The sequence below is a fragment of the Methylobacterium sp. Leaf87 genome (assembly GCF_001422775.1).
GTDB lineage: Bacteria > Pseudomonadota > Alphaproteobacteria > Rhizobiales > Beijerinckiaceae > Methylobacterium.
Genome location: NZ_LMMI01000007.1, coordinates 88,028 through 112,747, shown reverse-complemented (window position 1 = coordinate 112,747; position 24,720 = coordinate 88,028). Strand labels below are relative to the sequence as shown.

At 68.6% G+C, this 24,720-nt stretch carries 24 protein-coding genes and 2 pseudogenes; 14 read left to right on the top strand and 12 right to left on the bottom strand.

Annotation, left to right across the window (positions count from 1 at the left end):
* Positions 1-24 precede the first annotated feature (24 nt).
* The 4 genes from serS (at position 25) to ASF22_RS06430 (ending at position 4,208) form a co-directional block, all read left to right on the top strand.
* On the top strand, positions 25-1,302 hold the full coding sequence (serS, locus tag ASF22_RS06445) for a serine--tRNA ligase (RefSeq protein WP_056262718.1): 1,278 nt from the start codon (positions 25-27) through the stop codon (positions 1,300-1,302).
* The gene (gene surE, locus ASF22_RS06440; protein ID WP_056262568.1) at positions 1,302-2,066 is read left to right on the top strand and encodes a 5'/3'-nucleotidase SurE; all 765 of its coding nucleotides are present in this window, start codon (positions 1,302-1,304) and stop codon (positions 2,064-2,066) included. The genes serS and surE overlap by 1 nt, the downstream gene beginning before the upstream one ends.
* 13 nt (positions 2,067-2,079) lie before the next feature.
* The gene (locus tag ASF22_RS06435; protein ID WP_056262565.1) at positions 2,080-2,733 is read left to right on the top strand and encodes a protein-L-isoaspartate O-methyltransferase; all 654 of its coding nucleotides are present in this window, start codon (positions 2,080-2,082) and stop codon (positions 2,731-2,733) included.
* Positions 2,734-2,849: 116 nt separating this feature from the next.
* Complete coding sequence (locus tag ASF22_RS06430) at positions 2,850-4,208, top strand: M23 family metallopeptidase (protein ID WP_056262562.1); 1,359 nt, start codon at positions 2,850-2,852, stop codon at positions 4,206-4,208.
* 81 nt (positions 4,209-4,289) lie between these two features.
* On the opposite strand, the gene ASF22_RS06425 is transcribed toward ASF22_RS06430, so the two are convergent.
* The 7 genes from ASF22_RS06425 to ASF22_RS06395 form a co-directional block, all read right to left on the bottom strand.
* Positions 4,290-5,192 carry a YncE family protein gene (locus ASF22_RS06425; protein WP_056262715.1) on the bottom strand — a complete coding sequence of 301 codons (903 nt, stop codon included), beginning with the start codon at positions 5,190-5,192 and terminating at the stop codon, positions 4,290-4,292.
* A 68-nt stretch (positions 5,193-5,260) separates the two neighbouring features.
* Positions 5,261-5,794, bottom strand: a complete 534-nt coding sequence (locus ASF22_RS06420) for an SRPBCC family protein (protein ID WP_056262559.1) — start codon at positions 5,792-5,794, stop codon at positions 5,261-5,263.
* A 31-nt stretch (positions 5,795-5,825) separates the two neighbouring features.
* Entirely contained in the window at positions 5,826-6,422 is a 597-nt protein-coding gene (locus tag ASF22_RS06415) for a DUF447 domain-containing protein (RefSeq protein WP_056168166.1), read from the bottom strand.
* A 4-nt stretch (positions 6,423-6,426) separates the two neighbouring features.
* Positions 6,427-7,980, bottom strand: a complete 1,554-nt coding sequence (locus tag ASF22_RS06410; protein ID WP_056262558.1) for a DUF6513 domain-containing protein — start codon at positions 7,978-7,980, stop codon at positions 6,427-6,429.
* Positions 7,977-8,555, bottom strand: coding sequence for a uridylate kinase (locus ASF22_RS06405; RefSeq protein WP_056262555.1), 579 nt, complete (start codon positions 8,553-8,555; stop codon positions 7,977-7,979). The genes ASF22_RS06410 and ASF22_RS06405 overlap by 4 nt, the downstream gene beginning before the upstream one ends.
* A complete protein-coding gene (locus ASF22_RS06400) occupies positions 8,552-9,280 on the bottom strand; it encodes a (5-formylfuran-3-yl)methyl phosphate synthase (RefSeq protein ID WP_056262552.1) in 729 nt (242 codons plus the stop codon). Before ASF22_RS06400 ends, ASF22_RS06405 begins: the two co-directional genes overlap by 4 nt.
* A gap of 143 nt (positions 9,281-9,423) precedes the next feature.
* Positions 9,424-9,960, bottom strand: a complete 537-nt coding sequence (locus tag ASF22_RS06395; RefSeq protein ID WP_056262549.1) for a DUF3280 domain-containing protein — start codon at positions 9,958-9,960, stop codon at positions 9,424-9,426.
* Between the two features lie 225 nt (positions 9,961-10,185).
* On the opposite strand from ASF22_RS06395, the gene ASF22_RS06390 reads away from it, so the two are divergent.
* The 9 genes from ASF22_RS06390 to ASF22_RS06350 all read left to right on the top strand — a co-directional run bounded on the left by ASF22_RS06390 (position 10,186) and on the right by ASF22_RS06350 (position 16,747).
* Positions 10,186-11,424, top strand: coding sequence for an ABC transporter substrate-binding protein (locus tag ASF22_RS06390; protein ID WP_082483552.1), 1,239 nt, complete (start codon positions 10,186-10,188; stop codon positions 11,422-11,424).
* Positions 11,425-11,570: 146 nt separating this feature from the next.
* Entirely contained in the window at positions 11,571-12,572 is a 1,002-nt protein-coding gene (locus ASF22_RS06385; RefSeq protein WP_056168152.1) for a YVTN family beta-propeller repeat protein, read from the top strand.
* 79 nt (positions 12,573-12,651) lie between these two features.
* Positions 12,652-13,086, top strand: a complete 435-nt coding sequence (locus ASF22_RS06380) for a hypothetical protein (protein WP_056262548.1) — start codon at positions 12,652-12,654, stop codon at positions 13,084-13,086.
* A 9-nt stretch (positions 13,087-13,095) separates the two neighbouring features.
* Positions 13,096-13,338, top strand: coding sequence for a hypothetical protein (locus tag ASF22_RS06375; protein ID WP_056262707.1), 243 nt, complete (start codon positions 13,096-13,098; stop codon positions 13,336-13,338).
* A complete protein-coding gene (locus tag ASF22_RS06370; protein WP_056262544.1) occupies positions 13,335-14,093 on the top strand; it encodes an ABC transporter ATP-binding protein in 759 nt (252 codons plus the stop codon). Before ASF22_RS06375 ends, ASF22_RS06370 begins: the two co-directional genes overlap by 4 nt.
* Complete coding sequence (locus tag ASF22_RS06365) at positions 14,090-14,965, top strand: ABC transporter permease (protein ID WP_056262542.1); 876 nt, start codon at positions 14,090-14,092, stop codon at positions 14,963-14,965. Before ASF22_RS06370 ends, ASF22_RS06365 begins: the two co-directional genes overlap by 4 nt.
* Before the next feature lie 8 nt (positions 14,966-14,973).
* Positions 14,974-15,594 (top strand): hypothetical protein, encoded by a 621-nt coding sequence (locus ASF22_RS06360; protein ID WP_056168376.1) that lies wholly within the window; start codon positions 14,974-14,976, stop codon positions 15,592-15,594.
* A 354-nt stretch (positions 15,595-15,948) separates the two neighbouring features.
* A complete protein-coding gene (locus ASF22_RS06355) occupies positions 15,949-16,347 on the top strand; it encodes a calcium-binding protein (protein WP_056168372.1) in 399 nt (132 codons plus the stop codon).
* Between the two features lie 40 nt (positions 16,348-16,387).
* Positions 16,388-16,747, top strand: a complete 360-nt coding sequence (locus ASF22_RS06350) for a hypothetical protein (RefSeq protein ID WP_056262539.1) — start codon at positions 16,388-16,390, stop codon at positions 16,745-16,747.
* A gap of 64 nt (positions 16,748-16,811) precedes the next feature.
* On the opposite strand, the gene ASF22_RS06345 is transcribed toward ASF22_RS06350, so the two are convergent.
* The 5 genes and pseudogenes from ASF22_RS06345 to ASF22_RS06325 form a co-directional block, all read right to left on the bottom strand.
* Positions 16,812-18,170, bottom strand: coding sequence for a leucine-rich repeat-containing protein kinase family protein (locus tag ASF22_RS06345; protein WP_056262536.1), 1,359 nt, complete (start codon positions 18,168-18,170; stop codon positions 16,812-16,814).
* A 61-nt stretch (positions 18,171-18,231) separates the two neighbouring features.
* A pseudogene (locus tag ASF22_RS06340) lies at positions 18,232-19,036 on the bottom strand (exopolysaccharide biosynthesis polyprenyl glycosylphosphotransferase); the annotation flags it as partial.
* Positions 19,037-19,445: 409 nt separating this feature from the next.
* Positions 19,446-20,132, bottom strand: a pseudogene (locus ASF22_RS22840) (undecaprenyl-phosphate glucose phosphotransferase); the annotation flags it as partial.
* Between the two features lie 108 nt (positions 20,133-20,240).
* The gene (locus ASF22_RS06330) at positions 20,241-21,449 is read right to left on the bottom strand and encodes a glycosyltransferase family 4 protein (protein WP_244474214.1); all 1,209 of its coding nucleotides are present in this window, start codon (positions 21,447-21,449) and stop codon (positions 20,241-20,243) included.
* Positions 21,450-21,627: 178 nt separating this feature from the next.
* Complete coding sequence (locus tag ASF22_RS06325; protein ID WP_056171477.1) at positions 21,628-22,200, bottom strand: polysaccharide biosynthesis/export family protein; 573 nt, start codon at positions 22,198-22,200, stop codon at positions 21,628-21,630.
* A 198-nt stretch (positions 22,201-22,398) separates the two neighbouring features.
* Here ASF22_RS06325 and ASF22_RS06320 point away from each other — a divergent pair, with 198 nt between their 5' ends.
* Positions 22,399-24,681, top strand: a complete 2,283-nt coding sequence (locus tag ASF22_RS06320) for a GumC family protein (RefSeq protein WP_056262529.1) — start codon at positions 22,399-22,401, stop codon at positions 24,679-24,681.
* Positions 24,682-24,720 lie beyond the last annotated feature (39 nt).

Here is a 24,720-nt window from a genome sequence, read left to right as displayed (position 1 = left end):
GAAAGCCTGCGCCCGAGCGACCCCATGCACGACATCCGCGTCATCCGCGAGAATCCGGACGCTTTCGACGACGCACTGCGCCGTCGTGGGCTGGCGCCGCTCGCGGCCGAGCTGATCGCCCTGGACGACGCGCGCAAGGGCGCTACCTCGGCAGCGCAGGCCAATCAGGAGCGGCGCAACGCGCTCGCCAAGGAGATCGGTGGGGCCAAGAAGTCCAAGGACGAGGCCCGCGCCGCCGAACTCATGGAAGAGGTCGCCCGCCTCAAGGACGAGGCGCCCGTGCTGGAGACGGCCCAGGCCGAGGCCGGCAGGACCCTGGACGAGAAGCTCGCCGCGATCCCGAATCGCCCGAACCTCGACGTACCCGAGGGCGCCGACGAGCACGGCAACGTCGAGTACCGCCGGTTCGCGGCGACCCGCCCGCAGCTCGCCACGGGCAAGCAGCATTTCGAGATCGGCGAGGCCTCGGGGCTGATGGATTTCGAGGCGGCCTCGCGGATGTCGGGCGCGCGCTTCGTGGTGCTCAAGGGCCAGCTCGCCCGGCTGGAGCGGGCACTCGGTCAGTTCATGCTCGATCTGCACACGGGCGAGCACGGCTACACCGAGGTGGCGCCGCCGCTCATGGTGCGGGACGAAGCGATGTTCGGCACCGCCCAGTTGCCGAAGTTCCGGGACGACCAGTTCGCGGTCCGTGAGCATTGGCTCATCCCCACGGCCGAAGTCCCGCTGACCAACCTCGTGCGCGAGAGCATTCTGCGCGAGGAAGAACTCCCCTTACGCTTCACCGCCCTGACCCCGTGCTTCCGCGCCGAGGCCGGCTCGGCGGGCCGGGACACGCGCGGCATGCTGCGCCAGCACCAGTTCAACAAGGTCGAGCTCGTCTCGATCACCACGCCGGACCAGTCGGCCGCCGAGCACGAGCGCATGCTGGGGTCGGCGGAAGCGGTGCTGAAGAAGCTCGATCTGCCCTACCGGATCATGACGCTGTGCACCGGCGACATGGGGTTCGCCAGCCAGAAGACCTACGACATCGAGGTCTGGATGCCGGGCCAGGAGACCTTTCGCGAGATCTCGTCCTGCTCGGTCTGCGGCGACTTCCAGGCGCGGCGCATGAACGCGCGCTTCCGGGCGGGCAAGGCGGTGAATTACGTCCACACCCTCAACGGCTCGGGGGTGGCGGTGGGCCGCGCCCTCATCGCCGTGATGGAAAACTACCAGAACCCCGACGGCAGCGTCACGGTGCCCTCGGCACTGAAGGCCTACATGGGCGGGATCGACCGGATCGAGGGACACAAAGTCTGATGCGCATTCTCGTCACCAACGACGACGGCATCCACGCGCCGGGGCTCGAAGCCCTTGAGGGGATCGCCCGGGCCATCTCCGACGACGTCTGGGTGGTGGCGCCCGAGACCGACCAGTCGGGCGTCTCGCACTCCCTGTCGCTCAACGATCCGTTGCGCCTGCGTCAGGTGTCGGAGAAGCGCTTCGCCGTGAAGGGCACGCCGTCCGATTGCGTGATCATGGGGGTGCGCCACATTCTCAAGGATCATGGGCCGGACCTCGTCCTGTCGGGGGTCAACCGCGGCCAGAACGTCGCCGAGGACGTGACCTATTCGGGCACCATCGCGGCGGCCATGGAGGGGACGATCCTCAACGTGAAGTCCATCGCGCTGAGCCAGGCCTACGGGGCCGGCGGCCGGGGCGCGATCAAGTGGCAATGCGCGGCCGAGCACGGCCCGGGGGTGGTGCGCAAGATCCTGGAGATCGGGATCGAGCCCGGCATCGTCGTCAATGTGAACTTTCCCGATTGCGAGCCGGGGGAGGTCCAGGGCACGTCGGTGACCGCGCAGGGGTTCCGCAATCAGGCGCTGCTCGCCATCGACGCGCGCCAGGACGGGCGCGGCAATCCGTATTTCTGGCTGGCCTTCGCCAAGGCGACGTTCCAGCCGGGGAACGGCACCGACCTCAAGGCGATCGCCGAGAAGCGCATCTCGGTGACCCCCCTGCGCCTCGACCTCACGGACGAGCCGAGCCTGACCCGATTCGCGCAGGGCTTTTCCGGCTGAGGCCGAGCGTCCCATGACGACGGACGGCTCCATCGAGGCGGCGGCCTTCGTCATGGCCCTGCGGGGGCGGGGGGTGCGCGACACCGACACCCTGCGCGCCCTGGAGCGGGTGCCGCGCGAGCGCTTCGCTCCGGGCGCCCATCGCGACCTCGCCCGGCGCGACCTCGCCCTGCCGCTGCCCTGCGGGCAAACCATGACGGCGCCGAGCGCCATCGCGGCCATGCTGACGGCACTCGGCGCGCGCCCCGGCATGCGCCTCCTCGAAATCGGCACCGGCTCGGGCTACGTGACCACCTTGCTGCTGCGGCTCGGGGCAGCCCACGTCCACAGCGTCGAGCGCTACGCGCTTCTCGCCGAGGATGCCCGCGTCGCACTCCTGCCCGAGGACCGGGTGCGGGCCACCATCGCGGTGGGTGACGGGCTCGACGTTGGCAGCGTGCCCGAGGGGCGCTTCGACCGCATCCTCCTCAACGGCACCGTAGCCGCCCTGCCGCCCCACCTTTTCGGATTTCTGGCGCCGGGGGGACGTCTCGTCGGAGCACTGGGCTCGGTCGAAACGGCGCGTCTCGTCGTTCTCGCAATGGGGGCCGACGGCGTCGTTCAGGAGCGTATCGGCGGTGGGTTGCGGCTCGCACCGCTGACCCCGGGACGCGCCCGCGTCCTGTAATGGAGCAACGCGCAGGGTTTCCGATCGACGCGAACGTGGTGAATCGGAACGGTTGTTTAACCTGAATCCCGTTTGAATGACGTCATCAAGTTGCGTCAGGTCAGACAGGTGCGTCGATGCGGGTTCGCGGGACTGGTCGAGGGTTGAAGACGCTGTCGCGCTTCGCACTCATCGGAGTGATTGGAGGCGGCGCGGCCGCCTGTTCGTCGGATGCGTCGCGCCTCGGCGACCCCTTCGGCAATCCGTTCGCTTCCAATATGGCGAGCGAGCCGGTCGCCACGGGGAGCCTTCCGGACGGGGAGATCGCCCCGGCTCCGGTGGTGCGCACGAGCCGCATCCAGTCCCAGGCGCTCGGCGCCCCCGGGGTGGCGATGTCGCCCCGGCCCATGGCCGCGGTGCCGCCGGCCCCCCGGGCGCAGACGAGCCGCGTCGCCTCGACGGAGCCCGTCTCCGGCATGGTGTCCGGCATGAACCCGGATGCGGGCCGCGCCATGACGACCCGCACCGTTCCGGCGGCGCCCGCTCCCAAGGTCGTCGACCGCGCCGCCGAGCGCAAGGCCGCCGAAGCCGCCGCCCTGGCTGCCCGCAAGGAGGCCGAATCCGAGAAGCTCGCCGAGGCGCGCCGTCTCGTCGAGACCAGCAAGGCCGCCGAGAGGAAGGCCGCCGAGGCCAAGCTCACGGACGCCCGCAAGCTCGCCGAGGCGAAGAAGCTCGTCGAGACCCGCAAGGCCGAGGCCGCCAAGGCGGTGGCCGAGTCCAAGGCCGCCGATGCCAGGAAGGCCCATCCGCGTCCGGGCCAGGCCGTCGCCAAGGCCGACGACAAAGCCGTGCGGAAGATCGAGATCAAGGAGGCCAAGGCCGAGACGAAGCCCGATGCCGCCAAGGTGAAGGCCGACGCGGCCAAGGAGACGGCGAAGAAGGCCGCCGAGGCCGAGGCCAAGGTCGCCAAGCTCGAAGCCGCCAAGGCGGCCAAGCAGGTTGTCGAGGCCAAGGCCGCCGAAGCCGCCGCCAAGGAAACTGCCAAGGAAGCCGCGAAGACGCCCGTGAAGGTCGCCGCCGTCGAGACGCCGAAGGCCGAGCCCGCCAGCACCGGCTCGGTCGCGTCCGACACCTCGTTCCGCTGGCCCGCCAAGGGCCGGGTGATCTCGGGCTACGGCTCGTCCGGCAACGAAGGCATCAACATCTCGGTGCCCGAGGGTACGGCGGTGAAGGCGGCCGAGGACGGCACGGTGGCCTATGCCGGCTCAGACGTGAAGGGCTACGGCAAGCTCGTCCTCGTGCGCCACACCAACGGCTACGTCTCGGCCTACGCCCATAACGGCGAACTCGATGTCCGCCCCGGCGAGAAGGTCAAGCGCGGCCAGACCATCGCCAAGTCTGGCGCATCCGGCAACGTGACCTCGCCTCAGCTCCACTTCGAGATCCGCAAGGGCGCGACCCCCGTCGATCCGATGCCGCATCTCGCCAGCAACTGAAGCGGCCCGCAGGGGCTGAAACGAAGAACGGCGGCTCCCCAGGAAGCCGCCGTTCTTCGTTTGGGGAAAGGCGACCTGCCTTCAGCGCAAGAAGTCGCCGAAGGATCGGGGACCGTCGGGGACCGGGATCTCCTTCGTCACCTTGAGGGTGGCGGCGTCGAGGATGCTGAGGGTGTTCGAGCCCCAGTTCGCCACCACCAGGCTCGTGCCGTCGCGGGTGGCGGCGATGCCCTCGGGGTGGTCGCCGACTTCGATGGCCGCGACGCTGGTGAGGGTCTGGAGATTGAACACGCTCACCGTGCCCGCATACTGGTCGGTGACGAAGCCGCGGTTGCCGGCAAGGGCCACCACGTAGGGCCGCTCGCCCGTGGTCACCCGGCCGATTTCGGTGCCGGCCGCGACATCGATCACAGAGACGTCGTTCGAGGTGACGTTGGCGGTGTAGGCGCGGGCGCCCGCCGCATCGAGGGTGAGACCGAACGGGTGCCGGCCGACGGGAATCGTGCGGGTCAGGGCCAGGGTGGCGGCATCGACGACGGAGACCGAATCGCCCTCACGGTTGGCCACCAAGATCGTGGCGCCGTCCGGCGTCACGGCGATGCCGGAGGGCGAGGCACCGACCTGGAACTCGGTCTCGAGGCGGGAGCCATCGGCAGGGATCACGAAGACCCGGCTGCCGTACCAATCGGCCACGTAGACGACACCGGACTTCGGGTTCACGGCGATCCCGAGCGGGCCACCCGGCAGGGCGAGGGTGGTGGTGACGGTGCGGGTCGCGAGGTCCACCACCGCGAGGCCCGGGCCCTCGGGGCGGGTGACGTAGGCGGTCTTGCGGTCCGGCGAGAGCGCGATGCCGGCGGGCGCGCCATCCAGGGCGATCTGGCCCACCACCGCACCGGCCTCGAGGTCGACCACGGCCAGGACATTGGCGCCCTGCGCCGTGACGAGGGCTTCTTCGGCGCGTGCTTGCGCCGTGACGAGCATCAGGGCGAGGAGGAGAGGGCCGGCATGACGCCGGCCCTTCCGTGCTGCGCGATGCGAGCGGATGTCGCTCAAGAACCGCTCTTCTCGACCTTGGCCTTGAGGGCGTCGAGACCGGTGCGGTAGAGGCCGCGCACGGCCTTCTGGGACGCTTCGTCGTTCAGCTCGGGCGGCGGATCGTTGTTCATGTAGCCGCGGTAGAACGCGCCGTCCCACGACACTTTGGTCTTGCCGCCGGCATCTTCGACCTTGATGGTGGACGAGTAGTCGTTCACCGGTAGAGTCTTCACGTCGACCTTGGTGATCCGGTACGAGTAGCTCATCTTCTCGGCCGAGTACTTGTACAGCTCCTCGTCCACCGTGGCGCCGCCCTTCAGGGTCAGGGTCCGGGTGGCCTTGATCTCGTTGCCGCCCTTGCCCTCGGTCTTCTCGACCGGAGGCAGCCAGCTCATGTCCTGGAAGTTCGAGATCACGGCCCAGACCTTATCCGGCGTGGCGTTGATCTCGACGGTCTCCTCGACCTTCTTGCGGGTGGGGCCGTGCGCCTGGGCGCCGAACGAGACGAGGGCGAAGGCCGCCGCCGTCGTGAGTGCCAAAAACTTCATCGGGGTCTCGTCTCCTCGGGAACACACACTCTTAAGGTGCTGCGGGGGGCTTATCGAGGATGCGGTCGTCGCGCCCGAGGGCGGCGGCGACCTTGTCCTCGATCCAGTCCCAGGCCTCGCGCTCGGCGGGCCCGGCGGTCTTGGCGATCGCGATGGCGTGGTAGCGCATCTCGGTCAAAATCTTGTCGGGGTCCAGCATCTGGAGGCGCGTCGAGAGGATCGCCGCCTCCAGCACGGCGGCCTGCGCCCGGTTGTAGCCGAAGAACGGGATATGGGCGGCGGAATGGACCATGCGTCCCCGATAGCGCGGACGGGTCTCGTCCGGTTCCACCCCCACCACCTCGAATTCGGCGTGGCCAAAGCTGTCGGCGAGGCGCCGGCCGGGAATGCGGTCGCAGGGCAGGGTGGCCCAATCGCGCCGGCCGGTGACGGCGCCGGCGATGACCCGGATGTCGCTGGGGCTCGATGCGGCGAAGACCGGATTGGATTCGAGGTTGAGGATGGTGGGCGACGGCCGGAACGGGGCCAACACCCACTCCGCCCCGTCCTGGATCAGACCGAAGGGCACGAGGTGCAGGTCGCCGGCGGGCGAGGTCGTGGTGACGACGGTCTCGAGGATCAGCGGCACGGCGTTACGCTTTCCCGGCCGGTACGAGCTTGCCGCAGACGATGCGGGCGCCGGCCTCCGACGGCACCTCCGACACCGCATCGGCGGCGGACGTCTCCCCTGGGCCCAAGGTCTCGGGCCGGCCCGCATCGGCCTCGGGCGATGTGGTATCGCGGCTCGCGCCGTCCGGGCCGGAATGCTTGGTGTGCCCGGCCTTCTTGAAGGCGGTGGTGTCCTCGATTTCGGCGTCGGCGGCCGCACCCCAGACCAGGGCCTCGTCCTGTACGTAGCGCTTGCCGAGACGCCAGGCGGTCTCGGCCTTGGTGAGTTCGCCGCCGAGGTAGAAGGCGTGGGCGCCGTCCTGCGCCACGTCGAGATCGGGGAAGAACGCCATGGCGTTGGTGCCGATGGCATGGGTATCGCGGTTGAACACGTGGATGCCGTCCTCCGCGACCGCGATGCGGTAGTTCGGGTCCTTCACCTCGGCCGCCTGGGCCGCGATCTCGTTTGGGGTCTGCACATAGGGGCGCTTGTCGTGGAGCGCCAGGAGGGAGCGGCCGTAACCTTTCGGCAGGGCCGAATCCGCCTTGGCCGCGTACATCACCCGCCGCGCCGCGTCGTGCTCCTCCACCGTGCGGCGGGTATGGTTCGAGACCTGGACGATGAGCACGTTGCGGATGGCGAGTTCCGAGCACATGCCCACCAGCAGCGCCGTGACCCCGAGGCTGTCGGCCTCGGTGAGTTCGGTGAGATTGCCGGTGCCCATCATCATCTCGATGCCGGGCCAGCGTCGCCGGGTCTCGTGATAACGCGTGATGGATTCGACGAAGCCGAAATGGATCGGCTCCAGGATCGGGTCGGCCATGTAGGGACGCCCGGCCTTCTCCATGCGCTCGATGGCCCGGTCGAGGGAGGCGAGATCGTCGGGCCGCACGGGCACGAGGACTGGCACCGCGTCGGTCTCGAAGGCGAGATCGAGGGTGTCCTCGTTGAGGCTCAGGAGGAAATCGGCGCCCGCCTTGGCGCCGCGGGTGAGTTCGTCGAGGGAGAAGGAATCGACGCTGACCTTGAGGCCGGCGCCCTTCAGGAGGCGCACGCAGTCCTCGAGGTGCGGGAAATCGGTGTCGGGCAGACCGCCGAGATCGATGACGTCCGCGCCACGGCGGGCGAGGTCGAGGCCCTTCGCGAGGATCTGGTCGGGAGTCATCTTGGAGGCGTCGACGATCTCGGAGAAGATCCGCAGGTCGTGGCGCGACAGATCCACCGTGCGTCCGGCGAGGCCGAGATAGGCCGGCAGGTCGACGATCTCGTCGGGGCCGCGCTCCACCGGCAGGCCGAAATGTTGGGCCAGGGCCTCCGGGTTCGCCCGGCAACGGCCCGGCAGGACGATGCGGGTGGCGCCCTCGGGAATCGTCACCCGGCGTCGGATGATTTCTTCGGTCATCAGGGCCGCGACCTTCACCCCGGCATCGGCGATGCTCCAGGCGAAGCGATCGGCCGGGAGCGTGGCGGCGACCTTCTCGAGGCGCGCCTTGGCCATGCGACCGGTAATGAAGACGAGGTGTTCGGGGGTGCTCATGCGGCGGCCCTGGTCTCGGCTGGGCCACGCAGGACGACGGCACCGGTGTAGCGCGCCGCGAAGGCTGGGAACGCGGCGTCGACGAGGCCGAGACGGGCGAGGTGCTCGAACGATGCTCCCATGGGCACGAGGGCGGATTTCGCCAGGACGCAGCGCGGCGCGTTCCATTGCGTGGCGAGCCACACGGCGAGGCTGTCGGAGGTGACGTCCCAGGTCTCCGGGATGTCGGGATGCCCGGCCTTGAGGGTGATGGGGTCCCAGACCGGCACACCGCCGCGGGCGAGGATCGCCGATGCCGCATCCCACGTCGTGGCGATGGCCAAGCGCGGCTCGAACGCCGAAAAGATCTCGGCCATGCGGCCCATGGCGTCGAGGGCGAGGCGGTGGGCCAGCGCATCGCCGAAGCCGAGCGCCGCCTGAGAGGTCCGCACGGCCTCGGCGAACGGGCCGCCGCCGGGGACCACCACGCAGGGGCCGTCCCGGCCCTCCGCGAGGCCGGCGAGGACAGCGCGCAGGCGGCCGGCGTCGGACAGGAGGCTGCCGCCGACCTTCACGACCATGACTTCGGAACTCATGCGGCGTCTCGGCGGGCGCGAGCGCGCAAAATCCGCACGGCCTCCGCCACCCGGGCCGGATCGAGGCCTTTCGTGCGATCGCTGTCGTGGCACAGGCCGCCGCGGAAGCCGAGGTAGTGCGGGCCGACAGGAGCCAGGCTCTTGATGTCGGCGAGCGCGAGGGAGCCGGCGAGGCCCGAGACGAGGTCGTGCCGACGGCAGGCGCGGGTGAAGGCCGTCAGGACCGGAATCGGCAGGAGGTCGGGCAGGCGGCGCCCGTCCTTGGTCGCCGTGTCGATCATGGCACCGACGAATCCGGCCGCCGCCACACGCGCCACGAGAGCGGGCGCGGGTTCATGCTCGGCGAACAGCACGGCGATGAGCCGGCCGGGCGCGGCCGCGGCGGCCTCGGCCAGTGCCGTGTCGGGAAAGTCCCCTTGCACGGCGACTTTCACGTAGTTCACCCCCGTGGCGGCCATGGCGGCGACGCAAGGGGCGAGGGCGGTCGCGTCCGTCGGCTCGCCCGCCACGGCGCTGGTGACGGCACGTCCAGCGATGCGATCGACGAGGGCGCGCACCGTCGTGACGGGGAGGGCACCGAGGGCCCCCCGGTCCGGGTCCTTGGCATCGACCAGATCCGCGCCCGCGGCAGCGGCGGCCAGGGCCTCGTCGGCGTCGCGTACGCTCACGAGGAGACGCGGAACGGCGTCGTCGGGATACGCACCGCGTTCGAAGGGGGAGGGCATCAACAACGGTGGTTTCGACTCGCTCGGACTCATGGGATCGGCAACGTTCGGGATCGGCAACGTTCGGGATCGACAACGTTCAGCTGGCTTTCCGCGCAACCCTGCGCGGATGCGACGTTGGCCCTAGCAAAAAACCGGACGCATCACGAGCGGTTCGGCAGGGGTTCGGCGAGCAGGCGGTTCTTCACCACCCAGCGCATGGCATGCGCCCAGGTGTCGTCGGTGTCGGCCCGGATCACCACCCGGCCGCCGCGCACGATCTTGCCGGTGGCCGCGTCCGCGATGGTCACCGTGAGGTTGAAGATCTGGTTCGAGCCCTTCTCGACGTAGCCGCTGATGGCGAGGTCCGCCCCGAGGGTCTTGGCGATGCTGGCGGCGCAGCCGTCGCACTTGTAGAGCGGTGCTTGCTTGGCGATCTCGGCGGCCTGCGGCGCGACGTCGATGGGCTCGACCGCTTCAGCGAGGGCCTTGCGCAGCTCCTCCGTGACGAGGACGAGGCGCCGGGTCTCGTCCGGCCGCGCCTTACGGCCCCCGACCACGCCGGGATCGAACAGTTCGATGCCGAAGATCGCCGCTTTCTCGGGGGCGGCTTGTGCGGGTGCTCCCACGGCCAGGGCCAGCAGGAGACCGAGGCTCGCGCAAACGTGTCCGGCACGGGGGAGGGGGATCGGTCGCGTCATGACTTCGCTCGTCTCGCGTCGGGCGCAGCCCGGGCCTGTCGGCAGGATGATACCCGAACCACCGGCTGGCAACGCCGGGGGAGGCAGGGTGATCCCTGCATCCCGGCGGTATCCTGCCGCGTGCACCGTGCGCCCGGAACGGCTCGGGCTGCAGGCGGGGCTTATGATTTCCTTATCAAACGCCGATTGAGCGTGGCGGAACAATGTTGTTAGCGTGATCGCCTCATGCAGGCTTCGACGCGCTCCCCCCTCGCCCCATTCGCTCTCCTCCTCGGGTTGTGCGGCTCGTGGTGTCTCCCCGCCGTCGCGCAGGAGCCCGCACGCTCGGAGGCGGCGGCGGCTCCGACGCCCGCCGCGACGGAAACCCGGATCGGGCTGATCTACCGGCCCGAGCTCGCCCCCTCCTCCTACGATGCCGAGGCCGCGCCCGAGGACGAGGGCGTGGCCGGCGCGCGCATGGCGATCAAGGACAACAACACGACCGGCCGCTTCACCAAGCAGACGTACGCCCTCGATGAGATCGCCCTCGACGCCACGAAGAGCCCCGTCGATGCCGCCCGCGAACTGACGGGGCGGGGCATCAAGTTCCTCGTCCTGGCACTTCCCGCCGACGCGGTCCTGGCCGTCGCCGATGCGGTGAAGGGGGAGGGCGTCACGGTCTTCAACGTCGCGGCCCCCGACGACCGCCTGCGCGGGGCCGATTGCCGGAGGAACGTGTTCCATGTCTTGCCCAGCCGGGCGATGCAGACGGACGCGCTGGCGCAGTTCTTCACCCTGATGCGCTGGCGCAAGATGTTCCTCATCACCGGCCCGCAGGACGGGGACCGGCTCTACGCCGAGGCGTTCAAGAACTCGGCCCGCAAGTTCAACCTCAAGATCACGGCCGAGAAGCCCTGGACCTTCGGGCCGCTCGCCAAGGCGCGGGGCGACACGCCGACCCGCTCCGAGGCGATGGTGTTCACCCGCGGCGTCGATTACGACCTCGCCATCGTGGCCGACGAGGCCAACGACTGGGGCGACTACGTCCCGTTCCGCACCGTCGATCCGCGCCCCGTGGCCGGCACGCAGGGGCTCATCGCCACCACCTGGCATCCGACCCTGGAGACCTGGGGCGCGGCGCAGGCGCAGAACCGGTTCCGGCGCCAGGCCGGGCGGCTCATGCGGCCCCTCGATTATCAGGCCTGGGCGGCCGTGCGCTCCATCGGCGAGGCGGCGACGCAGAAGAAGACCGCCGACCCCGCCGTGCTCGCCCCCTACTTCGCCGACCCCGCCTTCAGCCTGCCGGCCTACAAGGGCGTATCGCTCACCTACCGGCCGTGGGACCACCAGTTGCGCCAGCCGGTGATCGTGGTTCAGCCCAAAGCCATGGTCTCGGTGGCGCCCGAGCAGGGCTTCACCCACCAGCGCACGCCGCTCGATACCCTCGGGATCGATCTCCCCGAGACCACCTGTAAATTTCCCTGACGGGGGTCCCTGATCGACCGGGGCCTGCGGCAATGGGTGACCGTCCCGCTTGCGGTCCGGCGCTCCCCGTGAGACGGGGCTGCACTATAGTAACGCTGCATGCCCAACCGCGCGCGAGACAGCGGTGGGCGCGAGGAGGACACAGGATGAGCCGCGGCTTCAAGGCGAACGCGTCGGGATCGGTCTTGGCATGGGCGCTCCTCGCCGCCACGACTCTCGCCGGGACCGGTTCGGCCAGCGCCTACACCGTCTACGTGACCAACGAGAAGGGCAACTCGGTCAGCGTCATCGACAGCGAGACCCTGGCGGTGACGGGCACCTGGAAGGTCGGCCGGCGCCCCCGCGGCGTCACCACCAGCAAGGACGGCAAGGAACTCTTCGTCTGCGCCAGCGACGACGACCGCATCGACGTCCTCGACACTGCCACCGGCAAGGTGGTGCGCTCGCTCCGCTCGGGGCCCGATCCGGAGCAGTTCATCCTGGGGCCGACGGGGAACCTGCTCTACGTCGCCAACGAGGACGACAGCCAGGTCACTGTGATCGACGTCGAGAAGAACAAGGTCATGGCCGAGGTGCCCGTGGGCGTCGAGCCGGAGGGGATGGGCCTGTCGCCCGATGGGAAAATCCTGGTCAACACCTCCGAGACCACCAACATGGCCCACTTCATCGACACCACCACGTTCCAGGTGATCGACAACGTGCTTGTGGATGCCCGCCCCCGCTTCGCCGAGTTCACCGCAGACGGGAAGTTCCTCTGGGTCTCGGCCGAGGTCGGCGGCACGGTGAGCATCATCGATGTCGCCGCGCGCCGCGTGGTCAAGAAGATCACCTTCAAGATCCCGAGCGTGAACGACGAGGCGATCCAGCCCGTGGGCATCCGCATCACCAAGGACGGCTCGAAGGCCTTCGTGGCGCTGGGCCCCGCCAACCGCATCGCGGTCATCGATGCCAAGACCCACACGGTGGAGAAGTACCTCCCCGTCGGCCAGCGCGTTTGGCAGCTCGCCTTCACCCCCGACCAGAAGCTGCTGTTCTCCACCAACGGCTCGTCGAACGACATCTCGGTGGTGGATGTGGCCGCCGAGAAGGTGGTGAAGAGCATTCCGGTGGGATTGCTGCCGTGGGGCGTCGCGGTCTCACCGAACTGATCTTTTGGGGTGCGTTCGCCCTTCCCGGCGTGGGGAGGCAAACGCCATGGGGCGGCAAACGGGAGGATCCGCGGACGTGATGAAGCGAATGATGCGTGCGGCGGCCCTCGGGCTCGCGGCCTGGATGATGGCCGGACCTGCCTCCGCCGTCGATCTCACCAAGAAGCGGTCGAACCTGCCCGATCTCGTCCTCGGCAACGAGGAGGGCAACGATTACGTCGTCGAGAACCGGGAGATCGAGCTCGAATCCGGCAAGGCCTACCGCCTGCGCATCGTCGCCAAGGGCCGGCAAGAGTACAAGTTCTACGCCACCGAGTTCTTCCGCAACATCTGGTTCAACCAGATCGTCATCCAGCACCTCGAGATCCACGGCAGCGGTCCGCCGGACCACCTCGAATTCGACGATCCGGGCGAGATCGCCATCGAGTTCGTGACGATCAAGCCGGGCGAATACCCCTGGTCAGTCCATGGACTGGAGTCCAAGGGCATGACCGGCAAGTTCATCGTGAAGTAGGGGATGTTCATGCGCTTGCCCCTCCTCGCCCTCGCCGCCGTCGCCCTGGCGAGCCCGGCGCTCGCCGACGACAGGACCGCCTGCACGGACGGCATCGGCATGATCCGGATGGAGTTCGGCAAGAACCCGGCCGAACCCCTCCAGGGCAAGCTCAAGAAGGCGCTCCGAGTCGCCGAGCGCGAGCTGGGCGAGGGCGAGTTCGACGAGTGCCTCGACGCCGTCGGCGACGCCCGCCGGGCCCTGAAGCCTTGAGCGCCGACCTCGTGACGGAGAGCACCGCCCTCGAGGTCGCGAACGTGAGCCATCGTTTCGGCTCCCGCGCGGCCCTGTCCGACGTGTCCCTCAGCGTCGTTCGCGGCCGGTTCACCGCCCTCCTCGGCCCCAACGGAGCCGGCAAGACGACATTGTTCTCGGTGATCACGCGGCTCTACGCCAACCAGGACGGACGGGTCTCGATCCTCGGCCATGCCCTCGACCGGGAGCCGAGCCGGGCGCTCGCCCGCCTCGGTGTGGTGTTCCAGGCCCGCACCCTGGATACCGACCTCACGGTGGCGCAGAACCTCCTCTACCATGCGAGTCTCCACGGCATGACCCGCAGGGCGGCCAAGGAACGGATCCAGACGCTGCTCACCCGCGTCGGGCTCCTTGATCGGCGCGACGACAAGGTCCGGACCCTGTCGGGCGGCCAGTCCCGGCGCATCGAGATCGCCCGCTCCCTCATCCACGGTCCGCGCCTGCTTCTGCTCGACGAGCCCACCGTCGGCCTCGACCTCGAATCGCGGGCCGACATCGTCGCCATCGTGCGGGCGCTGGTGCGCGAGGAGGGCCTGTCGGTCCTGTGGGCGACCCACATTTTCGAGGAGATCGAAGCAGGCGACGCCGCCATCGTCCTGCACAAGGGCCGCATCGTCGCACGCGGCACCGCCGGCTCCATCGCCCAGGGGACCGAGTCCCTGGAAGCCGCCTTCCGCCGCCTCGTCGCCGAACCCGCCAAGCAGGCTGCATGAGCAAGATCCTCGCACCGACCCCCGTCGACAAACCCGTGACTCATCTCGGACGCCTCGACGCCGTCGGCTACCTCATCTGCCTCGGCGGTATCGTTCGGCGCGAGCTGCTGCGGTTCTTCAATCAGAAGGAGCGGTTCTTCTCCGCCTTGGTGCGGCCCCTGGTGTGGCTGTTCATTTTCGCAGCGGGGTTCCGCAACACGCTCGGCGTCTCCATCGAGCCGCCCTACCAGACCTACGTGCTCTACGAGGTCTACGTGGTGCCGGGTCTCGCCGTGATGATCCAGTTGTTCAACGGCATGCAATCGTCCTTGTCGATGGTTTACGACCGCGAGGTCGGCTCGATGAAGGTGCTGCTTACCAGCCCCTATCCGCGCTGGCTGCTGTTGCTCGCCAAGCTGATCGCCGGCGTCACCGTCTCGGTGGTGCAGGCTTACGCGTTTCTGGCCATCGCCTGGTTCTGGGAACTCGACATTCCGACCATCGGCTACGTCGCGGCCCTGCCCGCCTTCATCGCGGCGGGGCTCATGCTCGGCTCCATCGGCTTGCTGCTGTCGTCGATGGTCAAGCAGCTCGAGAATTTCGCCAGCGTGATGAACTTCGTGATCTTCCCGATGTTCTTCGCCTCCTCGGCCCTCTACCCGCTCTGGCGCATCCGCGAATCCTCCGAGACCCTCTACCTCATCTGCATGGCGAACCCCTTCACCCATGCGGTGCAGCTCGTGCGCTTCGCCCTCTACGGGCAGTTCGCACCCGTCGCCTGCGCGGTCGTCCTCGGGACGACCCTTGCCTTCTTCACCCTCGCCGTCGTCGCCTACGATCCCGGCCGTGGCATCATGGCCCGGCGCGGTGGCCCGGCCGGAGACCCCGCATGATCCGCTCCATGATCCGTTCTTGCACCCTCTCGCTCCTCGCCCTCGGTCTGCTGGCCGGACCGGCCCTCGCCCAGCCCAAGGGCGATCCCGATTGGCCCTGCGTCCAGCGCAAGGTCTCCACCCTCAGCCCCGGCACGGTTTGGACCGGGCCGGATCTCGCCGAGGCCGGCGCCTGGGGCGACGATTTCGAGGCGGCGCAACTCGCGCAGAAGATCGCCTCGCGCCGGACGCCGCTCAACGAGGTCGATCCGCTCCTCGACGCCTTCGGCGAGACCGCCGGAGCGGAGAAGGGCAAGCGTCTGACCCGGGTCTTCGCCGGGGTGTTCGAGGTCCTCAACGGCGAGCGCAACAAGGTCATCGCCGGTATTGGCCGCTACGCCCAGGGACAGCGCCGCATGGCCGAACGCATTCGCGACGAGGCCGACAAGATCAGCGCGACGAAGGACGGTCCGAGCGCGCAGGACGCGCGCGACATGCCCAAGGAAGCGTCCGAATTGGAGACCAAGTTCGCCTGGGACCGGCGCATCTTCCAGGAGCGCAGCCAGTCCCTGACCTATGTCTGCGAGGTTCCGACCCTCCTGGAGCAGCGCCTGGGCGAGATCGCCCGCAAGATCCAGGCACGCCTCTGATCTCCCAGGCACGCCTCTGATCTCCAGGACCGGTCCGCCCCCTGCTCGCCGTGCCGGCGAGGCGCGGGGACCGGTCTTCTCGCTCGGCATTCGGCGCGGCTTCCTCGGAGCCGCGCCGTTTGCGTTTCGGCCTGCGCGATGGCCCGCTTCGATGCGGGCACCCGCTGGCCGGGCTCCAGGTTCCGAATCAGGGAAAAGTCCCAGTGGGTATTGCCAGATTCTCCCGGGTCAATTAGGCAATTCGGCGAGACGGCGTAGCTCGCCGCGGGGGGCTCCGGTACCCCGAGACCAGATCCGCCCTCGACCTCGGAGAACGGTTTCGTTCTGCGTCCTGATTTTAGGAGACTTCTTATGATGACGTCGCGTTTGTCCGCTGCCGCCCTTCTGTTCGCCGCCCTCGGCCTCGGTGTCGCCGCCCCCGCCTTCGCCGCCCCGGCCAGCGTCGCGGCGTTCGATCCCGACAAGGATGGCACCATCGATCTCAAGGAGGCTCAGGCCGCTGCTGCGAAGCAGTTCGACATGCTCGACCCGGACAAGGACGGCACCCTCGACGCCAAGGAGCTGAACGGCCGCCTCACCGCTGCCGAGCTGAAGGCCGCCGATCCGGACAGCGACGGCACCCTCGACAAGAAGGAATACCTCGCCGTGGTGGCTGCGCGCTTTAAGGCCGCAGACCCGGATGCCGAGGGCACCATCGATGCCAAGGAACTCGCTTCGCCCGCCGGCGCTTCTCTTGCGACGCTGTTGCAGTAAGCCGTTCCTCAGGGGCGGCCGTCCCTCAAGGAAATAATTGATGCAGATTCGCTACGTTCTGCCGGCCGCCCTCCTGATGCTCGGTTCTGCCGGGCCTGTCCTCGCCTCCTCCTGTACCGATCAGATCGCCACCATCGAGCGGCGTCTCGACAGCACCGGTGCGGAGAAGGTGACCGGCAAGGAGCCGGCCGGTGGTCCGACGACATCCAACTCGGACAAGGCCCTCGACAAGCCCCCGGCCGGCAAGCCCACCGATCCCTCGACCAAGGCGAGCGCCGGTGGCGTCGCCGAGGCGCGCGACCTGATCAAGAAAGCGCGTGCTCAGGACAAGGCCGGCGATACCAAGGGATGTGAGGATACCATGACCCAGGTGAAGGAGAAGGCCGGCGCCTTGCCGTAGCCCTTCCGTCTCCGGCTCGTGTCAGAGAGGGTCGTTCCCGGTCGGGAGCGGCCCTCTTCGCATATCAGGCGAGGGCCATGACGACCTCGGCCATGAGGGGCCTTCGCATCACCTCGGGCTGCGTGCAGGCTTCCGCGAGGGCGACGAGGTCCGGCAAGGGGGCGGAGCAGCAGGCCAGCAGCTCGCCGAGTAGAATTCCCCAAGCCCGCACCTCGATCCGCCGAAGGGACGCGCCGGCATCGCCGGGCGGCAGACGGCAGGCGGCGCCGAAATCGCTCAGGACGGCTTCGCCCATCGTCCCGTCCCACAGAATGTTGTGAGCGTAGAGATCGCCGTGCAGGAGGCCGCCCGCGTGCAGATGGCACGCCGCCGTCGCGATGCTCCGGGCGATGGCACGGACCACCTCCTCGTCGAAGCTCAGGCCAGGCTCGTAGACGTCGCGGCTACAGCTTTCCAGGCTCGGCGGCCCGGCCAGCACCCGCCAATCACCGGGCAGGCGCGGCATGATGAGTCCTTGCGCTCCTTCCGGATGATCGACGAGGCGGCCGAGGCCCCCGGTGAGGTTCGGGTGCGGCCCCGCTGCGAGGCATGCCTCCATCTCGCGGTCCGGCAACCCGTCGCTGGTCATGGCGCCCTTGAACATCTTCAGGGCGACGGGCGTGTTCGGGGTGGCAGGATTGTTCGAGGTGGAAGGCTTGTTCGAGGTGACAGACTCGCCGGCTTCGATTCCGTCGCGTTTCCACAGGGCCGCGAAGACCTGTCCCGATGCGCCCTCGCCGAGACGTTCGCCGACCGCGAGGTCGGACCACGGGATTCTTCTGTCATCCGCCGGTAGGGGGCCGCCTTCCAACGGGTTGCCGGCCCAGGTCGGCCAAGCCAGGGACGGCAGCGCTGCGAGCCAAGCCGGCAGAGCATCCAGCGCGTTGGCGGAGAGCCTGAGCAATTGGAGGTGTGCGGCGTCCGCGAGACTTTCGGGCAGGGCGGTGAGTCGGTTTCCCGACAGCATCAGCTTCTGCAACCCTCGCCGTTGCCCGATGGCGTCGGGCAGGCGGGCGATCCGGTTGTCCGTCAGGGTCAGCCAACGCAGGAGCGGCGGCAGGGCCTCGCCGGGAACCTCCCTCAGGCCGCAGCCGCGAAAGCCGATCTGGCTGAGGGCCGGGCAGTCACCGAGCGCGGGCGGCAGCCGGTCGAAGGGATTGCCGGAGCAGAACAGCACTCGAAGCTTGGTCAATCGCCCCAGATCGTCGGGCAAGCGGGTCAAGGAGCCGGCGCCGAGGTCGAGAATTTCCAGGCTGTCGGCGAGACCGAAGAGATCGCGCGGAAACTCCGTGAGGCCGCCTGACAGGCGTAGTTCACGGATGCCGCCGAGATCGCCGCGTCCCAGCGCATCGAGCTGTCGAGCCGTCCCTGCGTTCGTTGTCATGCCGTCGCTCCCGCCCCGATCGTTCGCCCCCGAAAGGGCGTCTTCGATCCGGGCGTGCGGATCAATATGCGTTCTGGGTCCGGAACAGCGACAGAGGTGTCGCGAGCATGATCTTGATGTCGAACAGGACCGACCAGTTTTCGATATAGTGCAGGTCGTGTTCGACCCKGCGCTGGATCTTGTCGCTGGTGTCGGTCTCGCCACGCCAGCCGTTGACCTGCGCCCAGCCGGTGATCCCCGGCTTGACCTTGTGGCGGGCGAAATAACGCATGGGGCCGTGGTCCGACGAGGGACAACTCGCCCTTGATCACGTTGAACAGCTGCGGCAACTCGTCCAGGGACGTCCGGCGGATGAAGCGGCCCACCGGCGTCACCCGCGGGTCGTTGCGCGTCACCAGCTTGGCGGCTCCCGCATCGCTCTGGGTCACGTACATCGAGCGGAACTTGTAGACCTCGATGAGTTCGTTGTTGAAGCCGTAGCGCTTCTGCCGGAACAGGACCGGACCGGGCGAGGTGAGGGCGACGGCCAAGGCCACGCCGAGCATCACCGGGCYGAGCGCCACCAGCATGGCGAGRCCGACGAGGCGGTCGAACACGCTCTTGGCGATGATGTCCCAGTCGGCCATCGGCTTGTCGAACACGTCGAGCACCGGCACCGTGCCGAGGTAGGAGTAGGCGCGCGGGCGCAGGCGCAGTTTCGAGGCCTGGGCCGAGAGGCGGATGTCGATGGGCAGGACCCAGAGCTTGGCCAGCATCTGGAGGATGCGGTCCTCGGCGGTGATGGGGATGGTAAAGATGACGAGGTCGAGGCGGGTGGTGCGGGCATAGGCGACGAGGTCGTCGACGGTGCCGAGCTTGGGGTACCCNCCGACGAGGCGGTCGAACACGCTCTTGGCGATGATGTCCCAGTCGGCCATCGGCTTGTCGAACACGTCGAGCACCGGCACCGTGCCGAGGTAGGAGTAGGCGCGCGGGCGCAGGCGCAGCTTCGAGGCCTGGGCCGAGAGGCGGATGTCGATGGGCAGGACCCAAAGCTTGGCCAGCATCTGGAGGATGCGGTCCTCGGCGGTGATGGGGATGGTGAAGATGACGAGGTCGAGGCGGGTGGTGCGGGCATAGGCGACGAGGTCGTCGACGGTGCCGAGCTTGGGGTACCCCGCCACCACGGTGTCGGAGCGCCGGTCGCCGCGGTCGTCGAACACGCCGACGATGCGGATGCCGGACTCGGCCTGGGCGTCGAGGGCGCGGATCAGGTCCTCGGCCACGGGCCCGCCNCCCCGCCACGACGGTGTCGGAGCGCCGGTCGCCGCGGTCGTCGAACACGCCGACGATGCGGATGCCGGACTCGGCCTGGGCGTCGAGGGCGCGGATCAGGTCCTCGGCCACGGGCCCGCCRCCCACGATGGCCGTGCGCCGGTCGAACCGGCCACGCCGCGTCTGGGCACCGATGATCCGGGACAGGATGAAGCGGCCCAGCAGGAGCAGGCCGAGGCCCGCGACGAAGACGGTGCCCAGCCAGACGCGCGAGTAATGGTCGGCGACCTTGGCAAACACCATCACGGTCGCCACGACGAGGAGAACGAGCGTCCAGGCGGCCACGAGGCGCAAGGCCGGCTTCAGGAAGCCGCGCAAGGCCCCGATGCCGTAGAGCCCCATGACTTGGAAGAGGATCACCGCGACCGTGGCGATGCCGAGGATCGCCGTGGCGTAACGCGGACCGAGCGGAACGACGCCCGCGAGCTGGAGCCATTGCGTGGCCAGACCCGTGACACCGATGAGGGCGAACTCCGCGATCCGCACACAGCCCGTCAGCACGACGGGCGAGAAGGCCGGTGCCGGCCGAGCCGTGGCCTCGGCCGGGGGGATCGCGCTCGAGCCGCTCGGCAGAGAAGCTTCCTGTTCGGAAGCGGGAAACGGTCGGGCCGCGGCTTCCAAAAGGTCGCGGACGTCGAAGGCACTCATCGTCAGGGCTTCCGGACTTCGGTCAACGTCGCGTCACCACGACGATGATCCACTCTGTCAGGAAGGCCTCACGGAACGTTTAACGGCCCCGGTGGTACGGGCTCCGGATCAGATCGCCTGTCCCGCATGCGCGGCGGCGGGCTCGGCTTTGACACGGGCTCGGAAGGCGGCGGCATAGCCCGACAGGACATCGGCGCCCATGCGCTTCATCGAGAAGCGCACCTGGACCGAGGCACCGAGATCGGCGAACCGCGCCGCGCGGGCATCGGGGGCTTCGTCGAGCACCCGGACGATGGCGTCCTTGAGAGCGCCCGCATCCCGGGGAGGGACGAGGTGGGACGCAGCCGCCCCGAAGATTTCGGGAATCCCGCCGACATTCGTCGCCACCAGGGGGTGCTGGGCCGCAGCCGCTTCGAGCACCACGTAGGGCAGGGATTCGGCCAGGGACGGCACCACCATGATCCTGCCCCGCGCCAACACGGCACGGATGGGCTGAGGCGCCTCGAACGCGACGGCGTCGCCGAGTCCCATGGCCCGGACACGGGCGGCCAGGAGGTCGGCATCGGGACCGGAGCCCACCATCAGCAGGCGTAAGTTCCGGCCCTCTTCTCGCAAACTCGCCAAGGCTTCGAGGAGAAAGGGCACACCCTTGGCATCCCGCAATTCGCCGATATAGAGCAGATCGTAGGGATCTGCCGCGGGCGCGACGGGCAGGAACTCGGATTCGCAGATCCCATTGTGGACGATCCGGGTCAAGCGGGCCGTACCCGCATGAGCGCGGTGGCGCCCGGCGACGTACTCGCTCTCGAACAGGAACAGATCCGTCCGCAGGGCCAGAAGGCGCTCGATGCCCATGTAGAGCCTGTGCCGGATCGTGCCGGGCTTGTAGTTGTAGCTGCCCCCATGGGGCGTATAGGCCCGAATCGGATTGGGTCCGGCGACCCTCGCCGCCCGCGCGTAGACGCCGCCCTTGGCTCCATGGCCGTGCAGCACCGTAGCCCCCGTGATCCTGGCCCGCTCGGCGAGGACGCGCAGAGCCGTCAGGTCGGAGGGATGGGGATTCCGGTGCATCGGCACCCGAACGATCCCGAGTGCCAGGCTGGGCGCGAGTGCTGCGAAGGCCTGGGCCGCCCGATCCCCACCGGTGTTCGCATCGCAGACGATGCCGACCTGATGACCGGCCGCTGCCTGCAGTCGGGCGAGATCGACCACGTGGCGGAACAGGCCCCCCACGGGGGCTCGGAAAACGTGGATGATGCGGTGAGAGGTGGGTGACGGGCCTTCGGCCAGGGTGGCGGAACGAGATGCGTTCGAAATGGAAGCGGACGCACTCACGATCGGATTCTCCACGCGGCAACCGGTGGGCGGCGGCGCCCGGATGGCCGTGATCCTGTCGTCAGCGGGATGGCGGGAACATTAAGAGCATCCCGGTCACATGCTCCAACTTCGACTTGCGGTTACGCAAGGCTTAAAGGCGCCGTTTCGCGCGGATGCCTCAGAAGAAGCGCTCCTTGACCACAATGGTGTCGCCCGGGCGAACCGGGTAGGTCATCGGCACGATGCCCGAGACGAGGCCGCCACGACCCTCACGGGTCAGGACAGCGTAGTCGCGCGCCGCCCGCGGGCCGAATCCCGCGGCGATGGCCACGGCCGTCTCCACGGCCATGCCGTTGACGTAAGGGTATTGGCCGGAGTTCGTGACTTCGCCCAGGATGTAGAATGGGCGGTAGGCATCGACCTCCACGGTGACGTGCGGCTCACGCACGAAGCCGGACGCGAGCTTGGCCTCGACGGTACGGGCGGCCTGCGCCGTGGACTGACCGCCAACCTTGACGAGGCCGATGAGGGGCATCGCGATACTGCCGTCCCCATCGACGGCATAGATGTTGGATAGGTTGTCCTGCCCGAAGACGATCACCCGCAGGCGGTCGCCCGCCGACAGGGTATAGCGCGCACCGATCGAGCCCGTCGTCGTGGCGTCGAGCTGTTCCGTCCGGAAGTCCGGACGCAGGCAGCCGCCCAGCGCGAAGCTGGACGAGAGAGTGAGAAGAAGTGTGCGTCGGTTCATCACCAATGCCGCCATGACCATGAATTCTGGTCTCGATCCCTAGGGGCATATGGTTAAGGAATGCTGATCCGGGCTCCTGCCCGGTGGTTCTGTGCCGGGACTGCCCGGTCTTAACGCGTGATCAACCTTAATATGATTGCCTGATGCGACGAAGGCCGGCCTACGGCCGCTGCCTCGCACGAGCGTAAAGATCGATCCATGCCTCGCTCATCGCCGAACTTTGCCGGTCCGTCGGTCCTGCACAGGGCCGGGGACGGCCTCGGGCTCGCCCAGCTCGCTAGCCTTCTGCGCCGCTCCTGGCGTTGGATCGCCGTCCCGACGGTGGTCGCGGGGCTCGGTGCCATCGCGTTCGTACAGGTTGTGCCGCCGCGCTACACCGGCGAGGCGAAGCTTCTCCTCGAGAGCCGGGAGGCAGCCTTCACGCGCTCGACCCAGGAGCGGGGCGAGCAGGTGGCGCCCATCGACGAGCAGGCCGTCGCCAGTCAGGTCCAGGTGGTGATGTCCCGCGATCTCGCTCGCGAGGCGATTCGCCGGCTCAAACTCGTGGGCAACGCCGAGTTCGATCCGGAGGTGGCCGGCATCGGCCCGGTTCAGCGTCTTCTCATGATGATCGGCCTCGCCAAGAACCCCCTGGAACGGGCGCCCGAGGATCGGGTGCTCGAAGCCTATTTCGACCGACTCCTGGTTTATCCGGCGGGGAAGTCGCGGATCCTCACGGTCGAGTTCCGCGCAAAGGATCCGGAACTCGCCGCGCAGGCCGCCAACACCATCGCCGAACTCTATATCACCTCTCTGGAGGCCGCGAAGACCGATACCGCCCGCTACGCCTCGACCTGGCTCGGCGGCAACATCGAGACCCTGCGAACCCGCGTCGCCGAAGCCGAGGCGAAGGTCGAGGCGTATCGTGCCCGCAACGGCCTCATCGGAGGCGGTACGGCGAGCCAGCCGCTGAGCGCGCAACAACTCGGCGAACTCTCGACGCAGCTATCGCAGGCCCGCACCGTCAAGGCCGATCTCGCCGGACGGGCCAAACTGATCAAGGAAATGATCAAGGACGGTCGTGCCTTCGAGATCCCGGATGTCGCCAACAACGAAATTATCCGCCGCACGGTGGAGCAGCGCATCACCCTGCGCGGCCAGCTTGCCCTGGAGGCCCGCACGCTCCTGCCGGCCCACCCGCGCATCAAGGAACTGACGGCGCAGATCGCCGACCTCGACACGCAGATCAAGGCCACCGCCGAGCGCATCGTCCGGACCATGGAGAACGACGCCCGGATCGCCGAGGCCCGCGTCGAAAGTCTGAGTGCGACCGTCGATGCCCAGCGCGATGTCGTCTGGAAGGGCAATTCGAGCGAGGTTCAACTGCGGGCCCTCGAGCGCGAGGCCAAGGCGCAGCGTGAGCAGCTCGAATCCTACCTGTCCCGCTACCGCGAAGCCTCCGCTCGCGACGCCGAGAGCGCGACCCCCGCCGACGCCCGCATCGTTTCGCGCGCCGTGGTGCCGGAAACTCCCTCCTTCCCCAAGAAGCTGCCGGTCATCACGCTGGCTGTGATCATGGCTCTTCTGTTTTCGATGGGCGGCGTCATCGCCCGCCATCTTCTCACGGATCCCGATGATATCCGGCGCAAGCGCGCGGATGCGGATGCTGAGACCAAGGCCGAAGCCGATGTGGGCGAGCCGTCCGGCTCCGCATCGTCGCGCTTCACCTTCCCGGAGGCGTCGCCGGCATTGGCCCGCCACGGCGTCACCACCGCGACTTCCTTCGAGCCCATGGTCGCCTCGGCATCGGTCGTTCCCGCCGCCGCGCCCGTTCCTGCAGTCACTCCGGCGCCCGGCCGGTTTGCGCTCGACGGGCTCGTGGCGCGCCTGAGTGAGGATGCGTACGCGGGAATCGGCGGCCGGGTCCTCTTTGCGGAAACCCTGGATCCGGTGGAAACCCAGGACGGCGGCATGGGTGACCCCGCCGGAACCCTGGCGGGTACCCTGGCCGAAGCCCTTGCGGTCGGTGCGCGCACCGTGGTGCTCGATCTGAATGGCCCAGCCTGTGGCCCCGAGGATGCCGGCCTCACGGACCTCGTCGCCGGCGAAGCGGCTTTTCTCGATGTGATCCAGCGAATTCCCGGGTCGCGCCTCGACAGGGTCCAGCGCGGCTTCCTCGACATCGACGTGCTGAGCGAGGAGCCGGAAGCCTTGGAGATTGCCCTCGATGCCCTGGCGCAAGCCTACGATTGGGTGCTCTGCCGCCTTCACGGAGCGGAGACCGAAGCGGCCCAGGCGCTTCTGTCGGCGGTGGGCGGCGCCATGGACACGGTGGTGATCGCTTCGAACCGGGAGGCGGACGATGCCGAACTCGTTCATCTCTTCGCCCTGGCAGAAGCATCCGGCGCCAGCCGTATTCTCGTGGCCCGGGACCGGACCGTCGCCGAGACACCCGTTCGGGGGTTCGGTGCCGACCTCGAACTGCGTCGCTCGGCGGCCTGAACGGGCGCCGACCGCTGCGCCTTCCGAGCGCCGGCCGCC